The organism is Shewanella sp. SM71 (assembly GCF_025653905.1).
Lineage (GTDB): Bacteria > Pseudomonadota > Gammaproteobacteria > Enterobacterales > Shewanellaceae > Shewanella > Shewanella oncorhynchi.
Map to the genome: position 1 here is coordinate 214,590 of NZ_JAKKRW010000005.1, position 22,678 is coordinate 237,267.

Sequence of the window (22,678 nt, forward strand, 5' to 3'; positions counted from 1 at the left end):
GTAACTTGTTGATGCGAAAACTCACTTTGGCTACCTCGATCGCCACTGTTTTTGTCGGATTCTCGGCTTGGGCCGTACCACCCACGATTCAAATCAGCGAGTTACCCACTCTCAAGCAGGAAGCGCAACATAAGGTTGCGAGCAAAAGGGTAACGGACTTATACACTCGTTCGCACTATCATAGATTCAATCTTGATGACGCCTTTTCTGCGCAAATTTTTGATCGTTATCTGCAGCAGTTGGATTATCGCCGCAATGTGTTAACCCAAGCGGATGTCGATAGTTTTAAACCTTATGCAACCCAATTCGATGACATGCTCAGTTCTGGTGAACTTGAGCCTGCCTATAAAATGTTTGATATCGTCCAAAAGCGCCGCTATGAAGGCTTTGTCTATGCTTTATCTCTATTAGATAAAGAGATGGATTTTTCTGCGCCCGGTGATGCCTATGAGTACGACCGCGATGAGGCCGCATGGCCAAAAGACCAGACAGAAATTAATGAGTTATGGCGTCAACGTGTTAAATACGATGCACTAAATCTTAAACTCACAGGTAAGCAATGGCCTGAGATTGTTGATATCCTCCAAAAGCGTTACAACAACGCGATTAAACGGTTGATTCAAACTAACAGTGAAGACGTGTTCCAAGGCGTGATGAATGCCTTCTCTCGTAGCATTGAGCCACATACAAGTTACCTTTCACCACGCAATGCTGAACGTTTCCAAATGGAAATGAACTTGAGCCTTGAAGGCATTGGTGCTCAACTGCAACTCGAAGACGATTACACTGTCATTAAAAGTTTAATTACTGGCGGCCCTGCTGCGGGCAGTGAAAAACTGTCACCGGAAGACAAGATTGTCGGTGTCGGTCAAGAAGGCGGTGAAATTGTTGATGTGATCGGCTGGCGTTTAGACGACGTGGTTGATCTGATCAAAGGTCCTAAGGGCAGTAAAGTTGTTTTGCAAATTTTACCGAAGAAAGGCGGTTCGAATGCGAAGCCGTTCGACGTTACCTTAGTTCGCGACAAAATTCGTCTTGAAGATAGAGCTGCAACCTCTAAGGTGATTGAGCCTAAAGACGGTGAGTATGCTAATCGCAAAGTCGGTGTGATCCAAATTCCTGGTTTTTATATGAATTTGTCGCAGGACGTTGAAAAAGAGCTAGTGAAGTTAAACGACGCCAAAGTAGAAGGCATAGTCATCGACCTTAGAGGTAACGGTGGGGGGGCATTAACGGAAGCCGTGCTGCTGACGGGACTCTTTATCGATATGGGCCCTGTAGTGCAAATTCGTGATGCCGATGGACGAGTGTCTGCGCATCGTGATAACGACGGTAAAACCAGTTATGCAGGACCATTGACTGTGATGGTTGACCGTTACAGTGCTTCAGCCTCTGAAATTTTTGCTGCCGCATTGCAAGATTATGACCGTGCACTGATTGTCGGTGAGTCGAGTTTTGGGAAAGGCACAGTACAGCAGCATAAGAGCCTAGGCCGTATCTACGACATGTATGAGAAGCCAATTGGCCATGTGCAGTATACGATTCAAAAGTTCTACCGTATTAATGGTGGTAGTACACAGATTAAAGGTGTGACCCCCAACATTGCTTACCCAAGTGCGTTGGAGCCGGGCGAGTACGGTGAAGCTGAAGAGAAAAATGCTTTACCTTGGGATAAAGTGCCAATGGCGCAATATGGTACGCTTAATGATGTTACGCCTGAGTTAGTGACTAGCCTTGAATCTAAGCACCTTAACCGTATAAAAAACAGCGTAGAGTTTGCCTATATCAATCAAGATATTGCCGACTTTAAAAAGCATCACAAAGAGAAAACAGTATCTCTGGTTGAAAGTGAGCGTATTGCTTCCCGCGAAGCCGATGAGAAAAAAGTCCTCGACAGAACAAACGAGCGTCGAGTCGCCAATGGTTTAGCACCGGTTAAATCAATGGAAGACATTAAAGACGACGCTGAATTGCCAGATGCATTTTTAGACGAAACCGCTTATATCACCTTAGATATGGCTGATGTGCAAAAAATGGCTAAAACTAGTGCTAAGTAGGCGCTAGTCGAGTCGATTTATCCGATATCAAAACGCGCTTATGGCGCGTTTTTTCTTATTTAGATCAGCGTTAAAGGGATAGAAATGACACAAGCTCAAGCAAAATACTTAAAAGATTATCAAGCGCCACTTTTTACGATAGAGACTATCGATTTAGCGTTTAATTTGGCAGGCAATGAAACCCAAGTGCAGGCGATCAGTCGTATAAAACGCACTTCAAAACATGCACAAGCCTTAGTGTTGGATGGCGAAGATTTGACCATTGTTTCACTGACAGTTAATGGTGATGCTGTGCCTTACCATGTTAGTGCAGGTCAATTAGTTCTAGAAACTGAGCTTGATGAGTTTGAGCTTAACATTATCACTAAGCTCGATCCTGAAGCTAATTCGAGCCTTGAAGGGCTATATATGTCCGATGGTGCCTACTGCACGCAATGCGAGGCAGAGGGCTTTCGACGTATCACTTATTTCCTTGATCGCCCTGATGTATTAGCTAAATACACAGTTCGTATCGAAGCCGATAGCGCCGCATTCCCGTTTTTACTGAGTAACGGTAATTTGATTGATCAAGGTGAGTTAGATGGCGGACGCCATTATGTTTGCTGGCAAGATCCATTTCCAAAACCAGCGTATTTATTTGCCTTAGTCGCTGGCGATTTTGATCTATTGCAAGATGAGTTCATTACTCGCAGTCGTCGTAAAGTGATCCTGCAAGTTTTTGTTGATAAAGGTAATTTACATAAAGCACACCATGCGATGGCATCACTTAAGAAATCCATGGCATGGGATGAGAGCCGTTTTGATCTTGAGTATGATTTAGATATTTACATGATAGTGGCCGTCGACTTTTTCAATATGGGTGCGATGGAAAACAAAGGCTTAAATATCTTTAACACTAAATATGTGCTCGCAGATACCTTAACGGCCACCGACGAGGATTATCACGGCATTGAATCGGTTGTAGGCCATGAGTATTTCCATAATTGGACAGGAAACCGCGTAACGTGCCGCGATTGGTTCCAGTTAAGTTTGAAAGAAGGCTTAACGGTTTTTCGCGATCAAGAATTTAGCTCAGATTTAGGCTCTCGTGCTGTGAATCGAATTCATGCAATTAAAGTGATCAAAAATCAGCAATTTGCAGAAGATTCTGGCCCTATGTCCCATCCTATTCGTCCAGAATCTGTCATTGAGATGAATAATTTCTACACTGTGACTGTGTATAACAAGGGCGCTGAAGTCATCCGCATGATGCACACTTTGCTCGGCGAAGAAAAGTTTCAGGCGGGAATGAAACTGTATTTTAAACGCCACGACGGCCAAGCTGTCACCTGTGATGATTTTGTGGCGGCAATGGAAGATGCCAGCGGAGTGGATTTAACCCAATTCCGTTTATGGTATAGCCAAGCCGGTACGCCGATTGTGACTGCGATGGACAGTTTTGATGCGCAAACGGGCGTTTATCAATTGACCCTTAAACAAAGTCTAGCGAACTGTGCATCACCGCTGCATATTCCGTTTAGCTTAGAGCTCTTAGATGCGAAGGGCCATTCTTTAGTGAATGAAATCCTCAATTTTACTCAAACTGAACAAGTGTTTAGCTTTGATGGACTCACTCATAAACCCGTCGCTTCGTTATTGCAAAACTTCTCCGCGCCCGTCAAATTACAATATCGATTCAATGTGGATCAACTCGTCCACTTGATGCGTTTTGCTAGCAGCGAAGTGGCGCGTTGGGAAGCCTCTGTGACCCTAGTGAGCCAAGCTATTTGGCAAAATGTGGCGAGTTTACAACAGCAACAAGCTATGGCTCTCGATCCCCGTGTGCGCGATAGTTTTAAAGGTGTGTTGTTAGACACTCAGCTTGATCCGGCATTGATCGCCGAAATATTAGCGATACCTACGGCTTCGGCTTTGATTGAGCAAACAGAGAATGTTGATCTAGATGCGTTAGCTTTAGCACGTGAATTTGTACTAATAGAGCTCGCTTCACATAGTGAAGATGAATTGATTGCGCTATATCGTTCTTTAGTCGCAGTAGAGAGTACGCAGGCAAGAGCCCTTAAAAATCAGTGTTTAACTTGGTTAGCTCGGGTGTCGGATGAGGCCGAGGGGTTAGTGATTTCTCAGTTCGATAACGCCAGTAATATGACGGATTCTCTTGGTGCGTTGACGGCAGCCAATGTTGGGAATTTACCTTGTCGTGATGAACTGATGACGACATTTGAGCTACGTTGGCAGGATACGCCATTGGTGATGGATAAATGGTTTATGTTGCAAGCGACCCGTGATGCAGATGATGTGATTGAGTGTTTGCGTCAGTTGCAGCAACACAAGTGTTTTAGTATGAGCAATCCAAACCGAGTGCGTGCTTTAGTGGGCAGTTTTGCTGCTGGTAATATTTATCAATTCCACCGTAGAGACGGTAAGGGTTATGCTTTCTTAACCGAATGCTTAATGACCCTTAATAAGCTCAATCCGCAGGTTGCGGCCCGTATGGTGACGCCATTGATCCAGTATCATAAATTCGACTTAGACCGCCAAACATTGATAAAAGCCTGTTTAGGGCAACTTTTGGCTTTGCCTGACTTATCTAAGGATATGTACGAAAAAGTCTCTAAAGCATTGGCAAAATAGCAGTTTGTAGGAGGAGGGCAGCAGTCTGTGCTGCCTTGATATTATGGAACTGTATTTCAAACTATCGATCAGCTATCGAGATTTCTTACCTTATTATCAAGGGCTTGCCGATAAAGTCGAGGTTCGTGAAACTCAAGGGCGGATTTTGTGGATTAATGGCCGTCATTTTAGGCGTTTTTTAACCGAAAATGGCATTCAAGGCTATTTCAAATTGGTTTTAGATGACAAGGGACAATTTGTTTCATTAAATCGAGTTTAGTCTTAATTTGTTTATCTTTACTTAGAGCAATTACTTTAAACGGTCGGCTGATTACTAAGCTCGCTTTGTGATATTTCATTTTTAAATATGTTAATGAATTATATGATTTTTTAATGTGTTTTTATGTTTCATTCCTATTCCGCTTTTCGCTAATTTAAATCTCTCCTTTTTAGTTATCGGTACAAATGTACCTACATGCTTAATTCTTTAGAAAATTTTCTCTAACTGCGCCTTGCTCAAGGGGATTAATTGCTGTAACAATGATGTTGCCTGTGAGCTAACAAGATGTTGGTTGTAATTCCTAAAACAAAGAATCCAGCAGGGTACGGAGAGCTAAAATGAAAATTGTTAAAAATAGTTTTAACAAATCGGCGCTTGCTTTGGGGGTGGCGTCGGCATTGAGTTTGTTAATGATCCCAAGCGTTAATGCAGTATCTTTTAATTGGGGAGAGGTTGAGGGCACATTTGACTCAACTTGGACTGCTGGTGCGAGCTGGCGTGTAGGGGAGCGCGATTGGGAAGGTCAAATTGGTAAGGTTAATCAACCCCAATTCGATTGGTCTAATTACAGCGCATTTGGCAATACTAAATATACTTCTGCTGAGATTTGGGCCCAGCCCGGATCGTATTCCAGTAACAATGACTTAAGTAATTTACTTTATTCTCAAGGCGATACTACGTCCGAAATCGTTAAAGGTTTGCATGAATTGTCATTGAAATACAAAAACTACGGTTTATTCGCTCGTGGTATGTATTTCTATGATCGCAAACTCAATGACGGTAATTATGATTTTAATGATCCGATAACGGGCAAAGAGTTTGACCCTTGCGAAGATAACCGTGCTTCAGAAGTTCAATGTAAAGATATTCGCTTACTCGATGCGTTTGTGTATGGCAACTTTGACCTCAACGATGGCGCTAATCCATTATCTATTCGTGTAGGTAATCAAGTGGTGTCATGGGGTGAAAGTACACTGATTGCCCATGGGATCAGTGAAATCAACGCCGTTGACTTGAACATACTTAATGCGCCAGGTGCTGAACTCAAAGAAGCGTTCAGACCTCAAGGCATGGTGTGGGCTTCCCTTGGTTTGACGGATTCATTAACGGTAGAAGCATTCTATCAATATGATTGGCAACCTATTTGGGTACCAACGCCGGGTTCTATTTTTGCGACTAACGATTTTGCGGGTTTCGGTGGTTACGCTCAAAACGCTCAGCTTGGGTTTAATGCTAACCCTGACATCAATTTAGACTTTGTGATTCAAGAATATGAGCGTTTAGCGGGCATGATTGCCAGCGGCCAACCTGCGATAGAACAGTTGGCGGCAATGGCCCTCGCTTACCCTACTAAAGTGACACTAGTACAGGACGAAGAAGAGCCAAGCAATGATGGCCAATACGGTATCAAGCTGGGTTATTACGCGCCTTCACTGGGTGAAACCGAATTTGGTTTCTATTTTATGAACTACCATAGCCGTCGTCCACTGATCAGTGGTACAGCGGCGGATTTTAGTAATACCGCAATCATATCGGATCTCGCGACTATTGGCTTAAATGCGGGTGATATCAATCGTGAATTGCTGCTCAATTTGAAGAGTTTCTCTAAGGCGCAAATCGTTTATCCAGAAGATATCAAGCTTTACGGTTTCAGTTTCAATACCTTGGTTGGTGATACCTCTGTCGCGGCTGAAATTGCCCATCGTCAAGATGAGCCGTTGCAAATTGATGACGTGGAATTGTTGTTTGCCGGTATGCCACAGCAGTTAGCTAACGCTGGTCTTCGTCCAGATCTCGATGGTATTTCACAGATTAAAGATGTTAAGCCGGGTGAAACCGTGGATGGCTTTATCCGTCTTGATACCACTCAGGCGCAGATGACTTTCACCCATTTATTTGGTCCAACGTTAGGTTTAGATAACTTGACTATGTTGGCCGAAGTGGGTGGCGTGTGGATCCATGATATGCCAGGTTTTGATGAGCTACGTCTCAATGGTCCTGGTACGTCACGTTCTGGCGGCAACCCAGATATGCCCGGCATCATTCAAGCCTTGCACAATGGTCCTGAAACTAACCCGTTTCCAACCGACTTTGCTTGGGGATACCGTTTAGTTGGAAAGGCGGATTTCAACAACGTATTTGCTGGGGTCAATATGTCTCCACGGGTGATTTTCTCCCATGACGTTGATGGTATTACACCTGATCCTATGTTCCTGTTCACGGAAGGACGTAAGTCTGTCGCGCTAGGCGTTAACTTCGACTATCAAAACCGTTGGGGTGCAGATATCTCCTATAACAATTTCTTTGGCGGTGTCGGTACGACGAATGCGATGGCAGATCGTGATTATGTTTCATTCAATATCAAGTATTCGATCTAAAAGGACTCAAACAATGAAGAAACTGACGATATTGGCGAGTGCAGTCATGCTGGCGTTCGCAGCACCAGTCGCTATGGCTAAGATATCAGAAGCTGATGCGGCAAAACTTGGCAATGAACTTACCCCTTTAGGTGCTGAAAAAGCAGGTAATGCTGATGGTTCTATTCCTGCGTGGGATGGTGGTATTACTAAGCCTGTGGCGGGTTATACCAAAGGGATGCATCACCCAGATCCTTTCCCTGAGGATAAGATTGAATTTACTATTACCAATGCTAACAAAGCGCAATATAAAGATTTTTTAACGCCGGGTCAGATTAAGTTGTTCGAACTTTATCCTGATACCTACAAGATGAATGTGTATAAGACTCGCCGTAGCGCTTCTGTACCACAGTTCGTTTACGATGCGACTAAAGTTAACGCGACTCGTGCTGAACTGATTGCACAGGGCAATGGTATTTCTGGCGCGGCTATTGGTATTCCATTCCCGATCCCTGCAAATGGTTTAGAAGCAATTTGGAACCATATTTTGCGTTTTCGTGGTATCGATATCGAAACTTCCCGTAGCCAAGCTGCACCGACAGCCGATGGTAGCTATAGCTTAGTGGAAACGGCTGAGGAAATTCGCTTCGAATATTCTCGTCCAGAAATTACCTTAGTTCAGCTTAAAGCCAGCAATACGCTGTTCTACTTTAAGCAAGTGGTGACTCAGCCTGCACGTTTAGCAGGTACAGCCTTATTGGTTAAAGAAACCATGGATCAAGAGGCGCTTCCACGCCAAGCTTGGACCTATAACACAGGTCAACGTCGAGTCCGTAAAGCGCCGAACGTGGCTTTTGATACACCGGGTACAGTGTCAGATGGTCTGCGTACGACAGATGATTTCGATATGTTTAACGGCTCTCCAGTGCGTTACAACTGGGAACTGGTTGGCAAAAAAGAAATTTATATCCCGTACAACGATTACAAACTGCATTCAGATAAGCTGAAATATGACCAAATATTGAAACCTGGTCATGTGAATCCTGAATACGTTCGTTGGGAAAAACACCGCGTATGGCAAGTGAGGGCGACGCTGAAAGATGGTATGCGCCACATTTATAAAGTGCGCGATATGTACCTTGATGAAGATTCATGGCAAGTGTCAATCGCCGATCTCTACGACAACCGTGATCAGTTATATCGTGTGGCCGTTGCACATGGCTTGAATTACTACGAAGTACCTGCACAGTGGGATACTTTAGAAGTCTTCCATGATTTGCAATCCCGTCGTTATCTCGCTATGGGCTTAGACAACCAAAGTGGCATGTATAACTTCGATGCCAAACTGACTGAAGCTAACTTTACCCCCGATGCATTGCGTCGTGAAGGTATCCGTTAATAGGCCACGTACAAAGGGGCGCTTAGCGCCCCTCATTAGTTTAAGGAAGTTTGTATGTCGTTTCGCATCCTTCAGTGTGTCGCTGTATTAAGTTTCGGTGGCGCTTTTTTTCCTTCTACGTTATCTGCAACGCCCTCTGATCCGATTTTTTCTCAAGTTCAACCTCTTGCTGTTTCATCTTTGATTTTAGATATTGCCAACGTAGGCGCAGGTTTAGTGGCTGTGGGTGAACGTGGTCATGCTCTGGTATATGACGGCAGTTGGCATCAAGTGGCAACGCCCGTGAGTTCACAGCTGACCAAAGTCTTTTTCCTCAATGAAAAACGCGGTTGGGCTGTAGGTCATGATGCAACCATTTTACATACTCAGGATGGCGGTCAAACTTGGCAGTTACAAATGCATTCGCCAGAGATTGAAAAGCCTTTCCTCGATGTGGTGTTTTTAGACGAAAACAATGGTATTGCCATTGGCGCTTACGGTTTGTTTTATCGCACCAACGATGGCGGTGCCCAGTGGCGCGAGGAGTTCCATGAGGAGCTTTTAGCTGAAGAGGATGTGGCTTATTTGGCGGAGTTAAAAGGCAGCGATCAATCGGCCTATTTGAGTGCGCGCGCTTCATTATTGCCGCACTTTAATCGTATTTTAACCTTAACCGATGGACGTTTATTATTGGTTGGCGAGCTGGGCTTAGTCGCTGTTTCTGGTGATCAAGGTAAAACATTTACGCGTACCAATTTTGATTACGATGGTTCTATGTTTAACGCCGTAGAAACGAAAAATGCTGTGTATGTGATGGGCCTTCGCGGTCATATATTCAAAGCTGATGTGACTTTAAGCCAATGGAATCAAATAGAACTGCCTGTGCAATCCTCAATCAACGGTGCCATGGTTGTTTCTGACGACGCGCTATATTTAGTGGGTAATGCGGGGATAGTGATCAAGCTAAATGAGGACGACACTAGCAGTATCGTGACTCGTCGCCAAGGGGAAAACTTAGTGTCTATTGCGAAGGATAATCAAGGGAATATGTGGTTATCCGGCAGCCAAGGGCTGTTTATTCTTAAGCCATAAAATTTTAAAACTACAATAAATAACAGGGCCGAGAAGATGTTAGAAAAACTGGTCAACGGATTTGAGTCATTTTTGTTTCGCAATCGCGCATGGGTCGTCGGCATTTTTGTGTTTTTGACGTTGTTTTTTGGCTATCAGGCCAGTCAACTCAAAATGGATGCGGCTTTTATCAAAAATATTCCCCTGCAGCACAGTTATATGCAGACCTACCTGAAACACCAAAAAGATTTTGGTGGTGCCAACAGCATCATGGTGGCGGTTGAGGATACCAGCGGTAATATTTTTAATGCTAACTATTTTGATACCTTAAAAAACGTGCATGATCAGCTGTTTTTTATTCCAGGGGTTGATCGTGCGCAGGTGAAATCAATTTTTTCGCCTTCCACTCGTTTTACTGAAGTCGTTGAGGATGGTTTTGCTGGCGGGCCAGTTATTCCAGCGGATTTTTCAACTTCAGTGTCTGGGTTAGAAACGGTTCGCGATAATATTGAAAAAGCAGGGATTGTCGGCCGATTAATTGCCAACGATTACAGTGCGGCTATGGTGTCGGCTCAATTAATGGATTTTGATCCACAGACGGGTAAACCGCTTGATACCATTGCTTTTGCTGCACAATTAGAAAAAGAGCTTAGGGGCAAGTTCGAAACCGATAAGGTTAAAATTCACATCATAGGTTTCGCCAAAATGGCGGGGGATGTGGCTGATGGTGCTAAGGGTGTATTGCTGTTCTTCGTGATCGCGATTTTGGTCACCGCCATCATGGTTTACCTCTTTTCTAAATCAATCATCTTGACCATGCTGCCACTGGTCTGCAGTTTAACGGCTGTGGTCTGGCAGCTTGGTTTATTGACTGTGATAGGTTTCGGTCTCGATCCTATGTCGATTCTGGTACCGTTTTTAGTCTTCGCCATCGGTGTGAGCCACGGGGTGCAGATCATCAATGCTGTACGGCGTCGAGTGCTCGACGGGCAAACGACAAAAGCGGCTTCGGCGTCGGCATTTCGTAGTTTATTAGTGCCGGGTGGTGTGGCATTACTGTCTGATACTGTTGGTTTTATTACCCTGTTATTTATCGATATTGGGATTATTCGCGAGCTGGCGATTTCTGCCTCGCTCGGTGTTGGCGTGATCATTTTCACTAACCTTATCCTGTTGCCTTTGGTAATTTCTTTTACTGAAATCAAAGTCAATAAACACGCAGAACCAACTGCTGAAGAAGTGCGAACTGAGGCTATTTGGCGCTTCATGGCGCGTTTTGCGACGCCTAAATATGCTGTGGTAGTCATTATTGCCACTGTGGTGTTGTATTTTGTGGGTTTGCAACAAGCCAATCAGATGAAGATTGGTGACTTACAGGGCGGCGCGCCAGCGTTACATCAAGATTCGCGTTATAACCTCGATACCTTCTTCATCACAGATCATTTCTCTATCACCACAGATGTGATGACTGTGATTGTTGAGGCAGCACCTGAAGCCTGTACTTACCACGATGTGCTCACTCAAATTGATCAGTTTGAGTGGTTAGTACGCAATACCCCAGGGGTGGAGTCGACTGTGAGTTTGGCGTCAGTCGCTAAAAAAGTGAATGCAGGCTTCAACGAAGGTAATCCAAGATGGGAAGTGTTGCCGCGTACAACGGCGAGCTTAGTACAGGCTATTGGCCAAATTCCCACGACTTCAGGTTTATTAAATGGCGATTGTTCTGTCATGCCTGTGTATCTGTTTATGAAAGATCACAAGGCCGAAACCATAGAAACTGTGGTCGCTAAGGTCAAAGCCGTCGCCGCGAAAATGGACAACGAGAAGTTGCAGTTTAAACTGGCGTCGGGTCCTGTGGGTGTAATGGCAGCGACTAACGAAGCGGTGGCTGAGGCACAGTTACCTATGATGATATACGTCTATGGTGCAGTGTTTGTACTCTGCTTAATCAGCTTTAAATCTTTTAAAGCCACTGTGGCGGTCATTATTCCGTTATATGTCGTGTCGACACTGGCACAAGCTTTGATGACTCAGCTCGATATTGGCTTAGCTGTCAGTACCTTACCTGTCATTGCGCTGGGGGTTGGTATTGGTGTGGACTATGGTATTTATATCCTCTCGACTATGTCGTCTAAGCTATCGAATGGTATGCCAGTACAGCAGGCTTACTATGAGGCGTTGGTCGAACGGGGTAGTGCGGTGATCTTTACGGGCCTTACATTGGCGATTGGTGTCAGTACTTGGTTCTTCTCGGCACTTAAATTCCAAATGGACATGGGAATATTGTTAACATTCATGTTTGTGGTAAATATGCTCGGTGCCATAATTATCCTACCTGCATTGGCCGCCATTTTCTGGCGCCAACCTAAGTAGAGTCTACAAATGGGGAGCTAAGCTCCCCATTTACTTTTGAATACTTAGTCTGCTTTATCGATTGTTTGGTCATTTGTCATTCCTTGTTTACGCCAATACTGGATTTCAAGAGGATGTACCACTAAAATTTTCCTCGAAATACAGCGGTTTTAGTAATAAACTTCGCGCGACGATCTAGATCACATTAATTTATCTGCGATTGTTAAGCCGAAGCATCCAAATAATGAAAAAAGCGCTGCCATAGACGCTTAAGGAAACAGCAACATGGCCTTGAAAGATGCAATGCCTTCAGTACTACTTGAAAATGTAGTCAGTTTAATTCACGCTAAAGTCCCTAATTCACAAGCCAAGCAAGTTGAACAGTTCGCCACCTGCCTTTATGCCCACATGTCGAAAGACGATCTCAATGCGCGTAATGACAGTGATTTATACGGTGCGGTTCTCAGTTTATGGAACGCCCTGAACAAAACACCAAAAGGTAACACTCATCTGAGAGTGTTCAATCCTAGCCAAGCCAAACACGGCTGGCAATCGACTCACTCGATCATTGAAGTTATCCAACCTGACATGCCATTCTTGGTCGATTCAGTTGGTATGGCATTGAAGCGAATGGGTATTACTGCTCACATGATGTTGCACACTCCACTGGCGATTGAGCGTTCAGAAAGTGGTGTGACGAATGTCACTTATCTTAATAAGAGCCCTGAAAGCACTGAGCATGTCGCCGTATTTTTGATTGAAATTGACCGTCAAAGCAGCACTGTCGATATCAAAGCATTAGAGCGCGAAATTCAGTCTGTGCTTGCCGATGTCGCTTCATCAGTCAATGACTGGGAAGTCATGTCTGCCAAGTTGGCTGAGATGATCAAGGAATTGCCAAAACGTCCGTTCCCGGGCGATAAGCAAGAGTTAGAAGAAGCGATTAACTTCCTGACTTACTTGAATAATCATCACTTTACGCTACTAGGTTACCGTCAATACGATTTGAAGCGTGTCGAAGGTGACGTTGAATTAGTGCCTAATATCGCCTCTAGTTTAGGTTTGATGAACAAGCACACTAAAGCGCAACCTGAGCAAGGTTTGTTGTTATCTAGCTTCTCCGATAGTGCCCGCAAAGAAGCCTTAGACCACAGCTTACTGATCCTCACTAAGAGCAGTGCTAAGAGCCGCGTGCATCGCCCAGCTTATGTCGATTATATCGGTATTAAGCGTTTCGATAAGAAAGGCAATGTGATTGGCGAAGATAGATTTATCGGTTTATATGCGTCAAACCTGTATAACCGTAGCCCACGTGAAATCCCACTGCTGAATGAAAAAGTGCAGCGTGTGTTAGATCGTTCAGGCTTGACCCCACGTTCACACGACTATAAAGCCCTGCTAAACATCCTTGAGAATTTACCTCGTGACGAGCTAATTCAAGCCAATGTTGATGATTTATCGCACATGGCTCATGGCGTGTTAGAAATGCAAGACAGAGACAAGCTGAAACTCTTTGTACGCAAAGATGGCTTTGGCCGTTTCTTATCCTGTTTAGTGTACGTTTCTAAGGATCGTTACAACACTAAACTCCGCCAAGATACTCAACGTATTCTGGCCCAGCACTTTAACAGCAAAGAAGATGTAGAGTTTACGACTTATTTTTCCGAGTCGACGCTAGCCCGCACTCACTACATAGTCAAAGTTGATAACAATAATATGGATGTAGATGTGGCTGCCATAGAGAACAACTTAATAGAAGCGGCACGTTCGTGGGAAGATAAGTTAAGCACTGCGCTTAACAGTGCACTCGGCGAAGAAGCTGGCACTCATCTGACTAAGCGTTATTTCAATGCGTTTGAACAAAGCTATAAAGAAGACGTATTACCAAGTTCTGCCGTCGTTGACATGCAACAGCTCGAAGCACTGGATGATGAACACAAGCTCGGCATGTTGTTCTATCAACCGCAGGAAGCGGCGCTGAACGACAACAAAGTGCGTTTAAAGCTATTCCATAAAGATGAGCCTATTCATCTATCTGACGTGTTGCCAATGCTCGAAAACTTTGGTCTGCGCGTGATCAACGAGCGTCCATATGAAGTCACGACTTCAGACGGTTCTACCTTCTGGATCTTAGACTTCTTGATGACAGTTAAAGTCGTCAACACAGATAACATCGCTGATAGCCAAGATAGATTCCAAACTGCACTGTCACAAGTGTGGCAAAAGAAGTTAGAAGATGACGGCTTCAACCGCATTATTCTGGCGTCAGGTTTAACCGGCCGTGAAGTCTCTGTATTGCGCGCGTATGCGAAATACATGCGTCAAATCGATGCAACTTTCAGTCAGTCATATATTGAAGAAACCTTCGGTCGTTACCCACAAATCGCTGATTTGTTGGTGAAGATGTTCATCCGTAAATTTAACCCTAAACTGAAAACCCGTACTCTGGGCAAGTTTTTGGAGCAGATCAATTTACGTTTAGACGAAGTGTCTAGCTTAGATGATGACCGTATTATTCGTCGTTATTTAGACTTGATTAACGCCACTCTGCGTACCAACTTCTACCAACTGGATGCCAAAGGCGAATCTAAGAGTTATATCTCGTTTAAATTCATGCCTTCACTGATCCCTGAAATGCCACGTCCACTGCCGAAATTCGAAATATTCGTTTATTCGCCACGGGTTGAAGGTGTGCATTTACGTTACGGTAAAGTGGCTCGTGGTGGTCTGCGTTGGTCAGATCGCCGTGAAGATTTCCGTACCGAAGTATTAGGTTTGGTAAAAGCACAGCAAGTGAAAAACACTGTGATTGTGCCTGTGGGTGCTAAAGGTGGCTTTGTTTGTAAACAATTGCCAACTGAAGGCGGCCGTGAAGCTTTCTTCACCGAAGGTCAAGAATGTTACCGCATCTTTATCCGTGCATTGCTCGATATTACCGATAACATTTTGAACGGTGAAATCGTCCATCCATTGGATGTGGTTCGTCACGATGAAGATGACCCATATTTAGTGGTAGCAGCCGATAAAGGCACAGCGACATTCTCTGATATCGCGAACTCGATTTCCCTCGAATACCGCTTTTGGCTCGGTGATGCATTCGCATCAGGTGGCAGTAACGGTTATGACCATAAGAAAATGGGTATCACGGCCAAAGGCGGCTGGGAATCGGTTAAGCGTCATTTCCGCGAAGTCGGTATTGATTGCCAAACTACAGACTTTACCTGTTTAGGTATAGGTGACATGGCGGGCGACGTATTCGGTAACGGTATGTTGTTGTCTAAGCACACTAAACTGGTTGCAGCCTTTAACCATATGCATATCTTTATCGATCCAAATCCGGATACGGCATTAAGTTATGATGAACGGGCGCGTTTATTCGCTCTGCCACGTTCAAGCTGGGAAGACTACAGCAGCAAGTTGATTTCTAAAGGTGGCGGTATTTTCCTCCGTTCATCTAAATCCATTCCATTATCGGCAGAGATGAAGCAAATGTTGGCCACAGAGAAAACCTCTATGACCCCAACTGAGCTGATGAAAGAACTGTTGAAAATGCCAGTGGATTTGATCTGGAACGGCGGTATCGGTACGTATGTGAAATCTTCACGTGAAACCCACGCTGAAGTTGGCGATCGCGCTAACGATGCTCTGCGGGTCAACGGTGGCGAACTGCGTGCTAAGATTGTCGGCGAGGGAGGTAACTTAGGTTGTACTCAGTTAGGTCGTATCGAATATGCAGCTAATGGTGGTCGAATCAACACTGACTTCGTGGATAACGTTGGTGGTGTGGACTGTTCAGATAACGAAGTGAACATCAAGATCCTGCTGAACGCTATGGTGACTGAAGGTGAACTAACGCTTAAGCAGCGTAACCGTTTACTGGAAGAAATGACCGAAGAAGTCGGTCAAATTGTTCTGCAAGACTGTAAAGATCAAACTCGAACTATCTCTGTGACTCAAGTGCGTGGTGCTGAGCAGCTTAAAGAGCAGATCCGCTTTATCCAATATCTGGAAAAAGAAGGCAAGTTAGACAGAGCATTAGAGTTCTTACCCTCAGAGGATGAACTTGCTGAGCGTTTAGCCAGTGGTCGCGCGTTAACACGCCCAGAGCTTTCTGTACTGGTTGCCTACGCGAAAATGGTGCTGAAAGAACAGTTAGTGACGCCAGAAATCACTGAAGATACCTTATTAAGCCAATTGCTTATCGCGTATTTCCCTAAAAAACTGCAGGAAAAATACAGCGACAGAATGGCGACACACCCACTGCGTGGTGAAATCATTGCGACCTCACTCGCCAATGAACTTGTCAACGATATGGGCTTGAACTTCGTTCAACGTATGCAAGATGAGACTGGTGCCTCAGTTGCCGATGCGGCGATTTGCTACACTATGGCTCGCGAAGTGTTTGGTTTAGCTGAATTAACTAAATCGATCACTGACTTAAACGGTATCGTACCTGCTGTGGTTCAAGGTGAAATGTTGCACCAATTGCGCCGTAATATGCGCCGTGCATGTCGTTGGTTCCTACGTCATCGCAATCGCGCGTGGAGCATTGAACAAACCGTTGCATTCTTCAAACCTGTATTTGAACAAATTAAGGCCAATGTTCATTTATATCTAGTAGAAGAAGAAGCCGCGGGCATTCAAACTGAGATCAACGCCTTGATCAAGGAAAATGTGCCACAGGATGTTGCGACCTTAGTAGCTAACATGAGTACCTTATTCTCAGCGTTAGATATTGCACAAATTGCCCAAGCTGAAGATAAGACAGTGGCGTTGGTTGCTGAAACTTACTTTAAACTCGGTGCTCGTGTTGAGTTACACTGGTTCCTAGAACAGATCAGTGCTCAACCTGTGGCGAACCATTGGCAAGCACTGGCTCGTGCAGCCTTTAGGGAAGAGTTGGATTGGCAACAACGTGCGTTGAGTTCAGTGGTCTTAAGAACCTGCAGTGCAACCTGTGACGCCCAGAGCGTGATTTCCCAATGGATTGATTCTAATCAAGCCCTATTGGAAAGATGGTTCCATATGCTAGCTGACTTCAAGACATCGCAAATCCATGAGTTTGCTAAGTTCTCCGTCGCCCTACGTGAACTTAATCTTCTGATCCTTCATTGCGAAGGCCAAAAGTAAACTTTTATAATAATCAGAAGCCCTGGCGATCGCCGGGGCTTTTTTTAGGTCGAGGAAAGTACATGTTCTATAAAATCGCACAGAAAGTCATGTTTCAGATGGATCCTGAGCGAGCGCATAATCTGGCTATTGGCAGCTTAAAAATGACAGGCAACAGTCCGTTAAACTGCTTTTATCGCCAAACGATTGCGCCAGCTCCAGTCACATTTATGGGGCTGACTTTTCCAAATCCGGTAGGTCTCGCTGCGGGAATGGATAAAGACGGCGAATCAATTGATGCCTTTCATGCGATGGGATTTGGTCATATTGAAGTGGGTACAGTTACCCCAAGACCACAGCCTGGTAACGATTTACCCCGTCTATTTAGATTAAAGCCTGCCAAAGGCATCATTAATCGCATGGGGTTTAATAATAAGGGTGTCGATAATCTGGTCAAAAATTTGATCGCTAAAAAGACCAATATCATGGTTGGCGTCAATATTGGCAAAAATAAAGACACGCCAGTAGAACAAGGTAAAGACGATTATTTGATCTGCATGGATAAAGTTTATCTCCATGCGGCTTATATTGCGGTGAATATTTCATCACCCAATACCCCAGGATTACGATCGCTACAATATGGCGATCTATTAGATGAATTATTGAGCGCAATTAAAACTAAGCAACTTGAGCTGGCCGAAAAGCATAAAAAATACGTGCCCATCGCGCTTAAAATTGCTCCAGATTTAACCATCGAAGAAATTGAAAATATCGCGCAAGCTTTGATTAAAAACAAATTTGATGGCGCAATTGCGACCAATACCACTTTAACGCGTGATGGTGTTAGCGGTCTTGCCAACGCCAATGAAAGCGGCGGCTTAAGCGGCAAACCCTTAACTGAGCTGTCTACTAAAGTGATTAAGCAATTGGCAATTTGTTTGAAAGGGCAGATCCCGATCATCGGTGTGGGCGGTATTAATAGCGCTGAAGATGCCTTAGCCAAATTCGATGCGGGCGCCACTATGGTTCAGATTTATTCGGGTTTTATTTATCAAGGTCCGAAGTTAATTAAAGAAATAGTGAATGCATACCGCTTGAAATAATGATCTTAAGATCAATATAACGATCTAAAATAAGATCTTATTCTTTAACAGCGATCTAAAATGATCCTTAGATCGCTGTTAAGATCTTACAATAGATCGACTAAGTAACTGTTAAATAATTTGTATTTTATTATTTTTATTTTGATATTGGATAAAATATCTACTATTATGTCCCAGTGTTCAAATATTGGGTCACCGTTATGTTATTAATGCCGCAAAAAGATTGGCAATGGAAATATAACGATTCGTATGGTGTATTAGGCGTATCGTTAGGTTCCGAGATAGAATTTCTGACGTCTTATAAAGCAAAATTACTCATTCCAGATGCCTTATCAAGCATGGAATTTAATATTGCGCACGCCAAATTCTATATGAACTTACTCGATAGATTGCCTAAAACCCTGTCTTTGTCCGATGCTGCTATTGTGCAAATCGCCCTCAATGCCACCGCCGCCCATTTTATGCTGACACCACAAATGCCTAAATCATGGTTTTTTGATACCAGTGATGTCTGTGTTTATAGCGATGTAGGTAAAGTATTTGAGCTAAAATGCCAAAAGCAAAGAGTACTCGCCCTCGTGGTTGAAAATACCCTTCAGTCCGCGCTAGTGATGTTATTGTCACCCGAATGTGTCTTGTCAGGCGCTAAAACCATGGTGCAGTTTGAAACCATTAAAGTGATGCATAATCGATTACACCCACTGCGTGCACAGCGCCACGTGGTTGCGGCATAATGTGTTTGCAGATCAATAGTCATTATGGTTTTTTTGATATCTATTATTAGCCGATAATTCGCTTAAATCTCCATAGCATTAGTGCGCTATCCGTACTCTTTTCTGCTAAGAAAGCTTTTTTCTAAAATTAGTCACGTGACTCTTCAACACCTTTCTATCGAATGCTACCCAACGATAATTCGTGAGTCTTATTACTCTAAACTCGGCTCAGCTTTTTCTATCAAATAGAAGGAGAGTGACGAGGCCAAGAAGTATGCAGAGCAGTTTGGTGAGCCAAATATTCCGTCATGGATTGCCAGCATCATAAAGTGAACTGATTCCTTACTGATAATAAGCTCACTTGATCCACATAGATAGGTTTGCCATGGTATTCACTCGTCGACTCGCAGCGAGTCCATCCGTGGATGCTCGACCGCCCCGTCCATGGGTCGGACGGTCGTCTCGCCAATCACCATGGCGCACCTTTTAGCATTTGCGTAGTCTGTTGATTCAAAGGCGAGAGTTATCATTTAACTATGGTTGGCACTATTTTCTGTATTGTTTGCGCAGCGCTAAAAGCAAAAAAATTGGGGGGTGTCCGGTCTTTTTGTATGAAAAACCACTACCCCAAAAAAGCAAATTCCTATAGCATCATTTACACCAATTTACATGGATGTGGTGGTGGCCAAGTCCAACAAACGATTTATGCTCTGCAAACAGCGCTGCGCATAAATATTAAGATGTTATACGTCAGCCAAACTTGGGTCTTATATAAATGGTAGATAAGTCTAAAAAAGAAAATATTAATGATGTACAAAAAAATCCAGAAGAGTTTTGCAAAGCAATAATTAAGGGATTCAAAGACAAATCAACTCACAACAAGAACGAATCCATGTTGTGCTTTTGGCTTTCGATGGGAGGTGCTCTAGCAGCACCAATTTTCGTTACACTAGGCGAAGATATAGCAAAACTGTTTGGTGAGTATGGGTCAGTTTTTGTATTTTCAAAGCTGGTGCCTACTTTGCTTTCAGTTGCCGTGGCGTTTTCAACGGCATGGTTGCAGTTGCGGAAACCACAGCAGCTCTGGGCTTTATACAGGACTTCACAAAGAGAGCTAGAAGATAATCTCTATAAGTATCAATATCGGGTCGCTAAATATTCTGATCACCCTGATCCAGGAAAACTTCTAGTTGAAAATGTCGCTCAGATAGCATTGAACGCTCATTATTCATGGGTCCCGATGGTTCCAAATCCAGAAGATATTAGGTCTGCGCCACAAAATACGCCGAAGGAAAATGAATAATGGGTTGTTATCAAGTTGAAAAAACTCACATTAAAACTAAATTTGGAGAGTTCGATTTTTATTGCTTTAACTGGGGGGAACACGAAGAAGACAATATACTTGTCCTTGTTAATCCTAATTATGAAGCAGTGCCATTAGTTAGGGTCCAAAGCGCTTGTTATACAGCAGAAATATTTAGAAGCCTAGACTGTGATTGCCACGCCCAGTTAAGCGAAAGCCAGAAGAGGATCGCAGTAGAAGGGGGTTATTTAATCTACATGCTCTGTGATGGAAGAGGTGCGGGGTTGCTAAACAAAGTTAAAGGTATGCAGCTTGGTTTGACACACGGCTTAGATACATCTGACGCTTATCGCCATTTAGGTGTTGATCAAGATCCTAGAGAATACGTAAGAGCGGTTCAGATATTAGAGAAATTCTCTGTTACTGAAATACGTTTGCTAACAAACAACCCCCGTAAAGTTGCGGGAATCAATTCGAAACAAATATCTGTTAATCGTGAGCCGTTAGAAATTAAATCAACTCCGCATTCAGCTCCTTACCTTGAGACAAAAGCCCATAAAATGGGCCATATGCTTTCGGAGTTCGAAAAATGAAAACAAGGCTAGGCACGGCGACGTCTTTTTCGTTGTGGCTTCTCCTTCACTACAAAGCCGTGCGTACTGGCAGCGTTCAATTCTCAGAGGATCTATATGCCATATCCCATTGAAAGGAAGTTAGTTGTTGCAGTTTCATCAAGTGCTTTATTTGATTTGTCTGAATCGCATGCTGTTTTTGTGGAAGAAGGACCAAAAGCTTATAAGAAATTTCAAGAAGATAACCTAGACAAAATTCTTGATAAAGGTGTTGCCTTTCCTTTTATTAAACGGTTTCTGAAAATTAATCGACGCTTTCCTGAAAAATTACCTGTTGAAGTTGTACTATTATCAAGAAATTCAGCGGTTACCGGAAAAAGAGTCTTTAGATCGATTAAGTATTACGATCTTGATATTTCCAGAGCAGCTTTCATGGAAGGGAAATCACCATTTGAGTATATCCCAGCATTTAATGCATCATTATTTCTGTCAGCAAACGAGGAAGATGTGCAAAATGCTATTGACGCTGGATATCCCGGTGGGTTGGTTTTACCTAGTCAGATAGTTAATGATGATGAAAATGATGAGCTAAGGATTGCATTTGACTTTGACGGAGTTATCGCTGATGACGAAGCAGAGGCAATATTTAAAGGGGGAGATCTTCCAGAATTCCACGCTTATGAAGTGGCTAATTCTGAAATACCACACAAACCAGGGCCATTGGCCGATCTTTTCAAAAAGCTCGCTTTCCTGCAAAAACTTGAAGATCGTGAAATTGAAAAAGATCGAAATTACAAACGGATTCTAACTACAGCTATCGTTACGGCTAGAAATGCACCAGCCCATGAGCGTGTTATTACAACCCTTGAGGACTGGGGGGTAAGTGCCAACGAGATGTTTTTTCTTGGCGGTATGGAAAAAGATAGAATTTTGTCAAAGCTTAAACCCCATATGTTCTTCGATGACCAAAGAAGTCATTTGGAGTCAAAGGCTGGTGACATACCGATGGTACATATACCATTTGGCATTGCCAATAAGTAAATTGAACCGGGTAGCTGGAGGTATCTCAATTATCTGCCTTTTAACGGAAAATCTACCCATAAAAACGCCTGCTATTGCAGGCGTTTTGTTTATGTCTATTCGTTTTGCTTTTATGCGCTAGAGCCCTTTAAAAGCGGACTACTTTTTAATCCATTTGCCTTTGGCATCTTGCACATAGTTGCCTTTATCTGTGGCGGCTATGGCTTTTTCGCCGGCGAGCTTAGCGACGTCGGCAGGGGAGAGTTTGTTCTTCTTGGCGATGGTTTCGTAGTGGGCGCGACGTTTGTTATTTACGTCATCCATCACGGCTTTGGCTTCGGGATTGGCTTGTACTAGCCCTAAGTAGCCGTTGGCTTGTTCCCCTAAATAGCCCTGTGATTTAGCTTCTTGAAGTGACATAGCAAAGGCGCTTAGGCTTAAGAAGCTGAGGGTTAATAGCAATAATAACTTTGTTTTTAGTCGGATTGATTTCATGGTGATTCCTCAATTCTTATTTAATTAGAACAGCTTATCGTCTGATAGGAGTTGGTCTAATTCCTTATCTACTTTGATCCGTATCTCATGTTCAATTTTCACATTGAGATTGATAACGATAGGTTTATCTGGCGGTTCTATTTTGACTGTGGGCGTACAGCCCTGCAATGAGGCTAGGGCTACCAATGCGATAAGCGCGCTTCGGGTACCTATGCTAATTTGCTGTAATTGAATTATCTTCACTGAGGTTTCCTT

General features: G+C 43.7%; 15 protein-coding genes. 13 read left to right on the forward strand and 2 right to left on the reverse strand.

Going from position 1 to position 22,678, the window contains the following annotated elements; all coding sequences use genetic code 11:
- Positions 1-11 precede the first annotated feature (11 nt).
- The 13 genes from prc to L5L97_RS07100 all read left to right on the forward strand — a co-directional run bounded on the left by prc (position 12) and on the right by L5L97_RS07100 (position 21,949).
- Positions 12-2,057 (forward strand): carboxy terminal-processing peptidase, encoded by a 2,046-nt coding sequence (prc, locus tag L5L97_RS07040; protein WP_173244557.1) that lies wholly within the window; start codon positions 12-14, stop codon positions 2,055-2,057.
- 84 nt (positions 2,058-2,141) lie between these two features.
- Positions 2,142-4,691 carry an aminopeptidase N gene (gene pepN, locus L5L97_RS07045; protein WP_263138614.1) on the forward strand — a complete coding sequence of 850 codons (2,550 nt, stop codon included), beginning with the start codon at positions 2,142-2,144 and terminating at the stop codon, positions 4,689-4,691.
- Between the two features lie 43 nt (positions 4,692-4,734).
- Complete coding sequence (locus tag L5L97_RS07050; protein ID WP_028759764.1) at positions 4,735-4,950, forward strand: DUF2835 domain-containing protein; 216 nt, start codon at positions 4,735-4,737, stop codon at positions 4,948-4,950.
- Positions 4,951-5,288: 338 nt separating this feature from the next.
- Complete coding sequence (locus tag L5L97_RS07055) at positions 5,289-7,328, forward strand: DUF1302 domain-containing protein (protein ID WP_263138617.1); 2,040 nt, start codon at positions 5,289-5,291, stop codon at positions 7,326-7,328.
- Positions 7,329-7,341: 13 nt separating this feature from the next.
- Positions 7,342-8,706, forward strand: a complete 1,365-nt coding sequence (locus tag L5L97_RS07060; RefSeq protein WP_263138618.1) for a DUF1329 domain-containing protein — start codon at positions 7,342-7,344, stop codon at positions 8,704-8,706.
- Between the two features lie 54 nt (positions 8,707-8,760).
- Complete coding sequence (locus tag L5L97_RS07065) at positions 8,761-9,777, forward strand: WD40/YVTN/BNR-like repeat-containing protein (RefSeq protein WP_263138620.1); 1,017 nt, start codon at positions 8,761-8,763, stop codon at positions 9,775-9,777.
- 36 nt (positions 9,778-9,813) lie between these two features.
- Positions 9,814-12,129: an efflux RND transporter permease subunit gene (locus tag L5L97_RS07070; protein WP_113940560.1), complete on the forward strand. Its 2,316-nt coding sequence runs from the start codon at positions 9,814-9,816 to the stop codon at positions 12,127-12,129.
- A gap of 264 nt (positions 12,130-12,393) precedes the next feature.
- Positions 12,394-17,238 (forward strand): NAD-glutamate dehydrogenase, encoded by a 4,845-nt coding sequence (locus L5L97_RS07075; protein ID WP_263181516.1) that lies wholly within the window; start codon positions 12,394-12,396, stop codon positions 17,236-17,238.
- Positions 17,239-17,300: 62 nt separating this feature from the next.
- Positions 17,301-18,320, forward strand: coding sequence for a quinone-dependent dihydroorotate dehydrogenase (gene pyrD / locus L5L97_RS07080; protein WP_263181517.1), 1,020 nt, complete (start codon positions 17,301-17,303; stop codon positions 18,318-18,320).
- A 200-nt stretch (positions 18,321-18,520) separates the two neighbouring features.
- Positions 18,521-19,054, forward strand: a complete 534-nt coding sequence (locus L5L97_RS07085) for a cell division protein ZapC (protein WP_105252649.1) — start codon at positions 18,521-18,523, stop codon at positions 19,052-19,054.
- 754 nt (positions 19,055-19,808) lie between these two features.
- A complete protein-coding gene (locus L5L97_RS07090) occupies positions 19,809-20,336 on the forward strand; it encodes a DUF4231 domain-containing protein (protein ID WP_263181518.1) in 528 nt (175 codons plus the stop codon).
- A complete protein-coding gene (gene ribA, locus L5L97_RS07095; RefSeq protein ID WP_263181519.1) occupies positions 20,336-20,929 on the forward strand; it encodes a GTP cyclohydrolase II in 594 nt (197 codons plus the stop codon). Before L5L97_RS07090 ends, ribA begins: the two co-directional genes overlap by 1 nt.
- A gap of 96 nt (positions 20,930-21,025) precedes the next feature.
- Positions 21,026-21,949: a 5'-nucleotidase gene (locus L5L97_RS07100; RefSeq protein WP_263181520.1), complete on the forward strand. Its 924-nt coding sequence runs from the start codon at positions 21,026-21,028 to the stop codon at positions 21,947-21,949.
- A 138-nt stretch (positions 21,950-22,087) separates the two neighbouring features.
- On the opposite strand, the gene L5L97_RS07105 is transcribed toward L5L97_RS07100, so the two are convergent.
- The gene (locus tag L5L97_RS07105; protein WP_106650697.1) at positions 22,088-22,423 is read right to left on the reverse strand and encodes a YdbL family protein; all 336 of its coding nucleotides are present in this window, start codon (positions 22,421-22,423) and stop codon (positions 22,088-22,090) included.
- 24 nt (positions 22,424-22,447) lie between these two features.
- Positions 22,448-22,666 carry a YnbE family lipoprotein gene (locus L5L97_RS07110; protein WP_028759774.1) on the reverse strand — a complete coding sequence of 73 codons (219 nt, stop codon included), beginning with the start codon at positions 22,664-22,666 and terminating at the stop codon, positions 22,448-22,450.
- Between the last annotated feature and the right edge of the window lie 12 nt (positions 22,667-22,678).

Bases quoted from the DNA above. Each gene is read 5' to 3' on its own strand.
- L5L97_RS07060 (WP_263138618.1), top strand. From the start codon at position 7,342: ATGAAGAAACTGACGATATTGGCGAGTGCAGTCATGCTGGCGTTCGCA.
- L5L97_RS07090 (WP_263181518.1), top strand. From the start codon at position 19,809: ATGGTAGATAAGTCTAAAAAAGAAAATATTAATGATGTACAAAAAAAT.
- L5L97_RS07055 (WP_263138617.1), top strand. From the start codon at position 5,289: ATGAAAATTGTTAAAAATAGTTTTAACAAATCGGCGCTTGCTTTGGGG.
- L5L97_RS07085 (WP_105252649.1), top strand. From the start codon at position 18,521: ATGTTATTAATGCCGCAAAAAGATTGGCAATGGAAATATAACGATTCG.
- prc (WP_173244557.1), top strand. From the start codon at position 12: ATGCGAAAACTCACTTTGGCTACCTCGATCGCCACTGTTTTTGTCGGA.
- ribA (WP_263181519.1), top strand. From the start codon at position 20,336: ATGGGTTGTTATCAAGTTGAAAAAACTCACATTAAAACTAAATTTGGA.
- L5L97_RS07070 (WP_113940560.1), top strand. From the start codon at position 9,814: ATGTTAGAAAAACTGGTCAACGGATTTGAGTCATTTTTGTTTCGCAAT.
- L5L97_RS07075 (WP_263181516.1), top strand. From the start codon at position 12,394: ATGGCCTTGAAAGATGCAATGCCTTCAGTACTACTTGAAAATGTAGTC.
- pyrD (WP_263181517.1), top strand. From the start codon at position 17,301: ATGTTCTATAAAATCGCACAGAAAGTCATGTTTCAGATGGATCCTGAG.
- L5L97_RS07100 (WP_263181520.1), top strand. From the start codon at position 21,026: ATGCCATATCCCATTGAAAGGAAGTTAGTTGTTGCAGTTTCATCAAGT.
- L5L97_RS07105 (WP_106650697.1), bottom strand. From the start codon at position 22,423: ATGAAATCAATCCGACTAAAAACAAAGTTATTATTGCTATTAACCCTC.
- L5L97_RS07065 (WP_263138620.1), top strand. From the start codon at position 8,761: ATGTCGTTTCGCATCCTTCAGTGTGTCGCTGTATTAAGTTTCGGTGGC.
- L5L97_RS07050 (WP_028759764.1), top strand. From the start codon at position 4,735: ATGGAACTGTATTTCAAACTATCGATCAGCTATCGAGATTTCTTACCT.
- pepN (WP_263138614.1), top strand. From the start codon at position 2,142: ATGACACAAGCTCAAGCAAAATACTTAAAAGATTATCAAGCGCCACTT.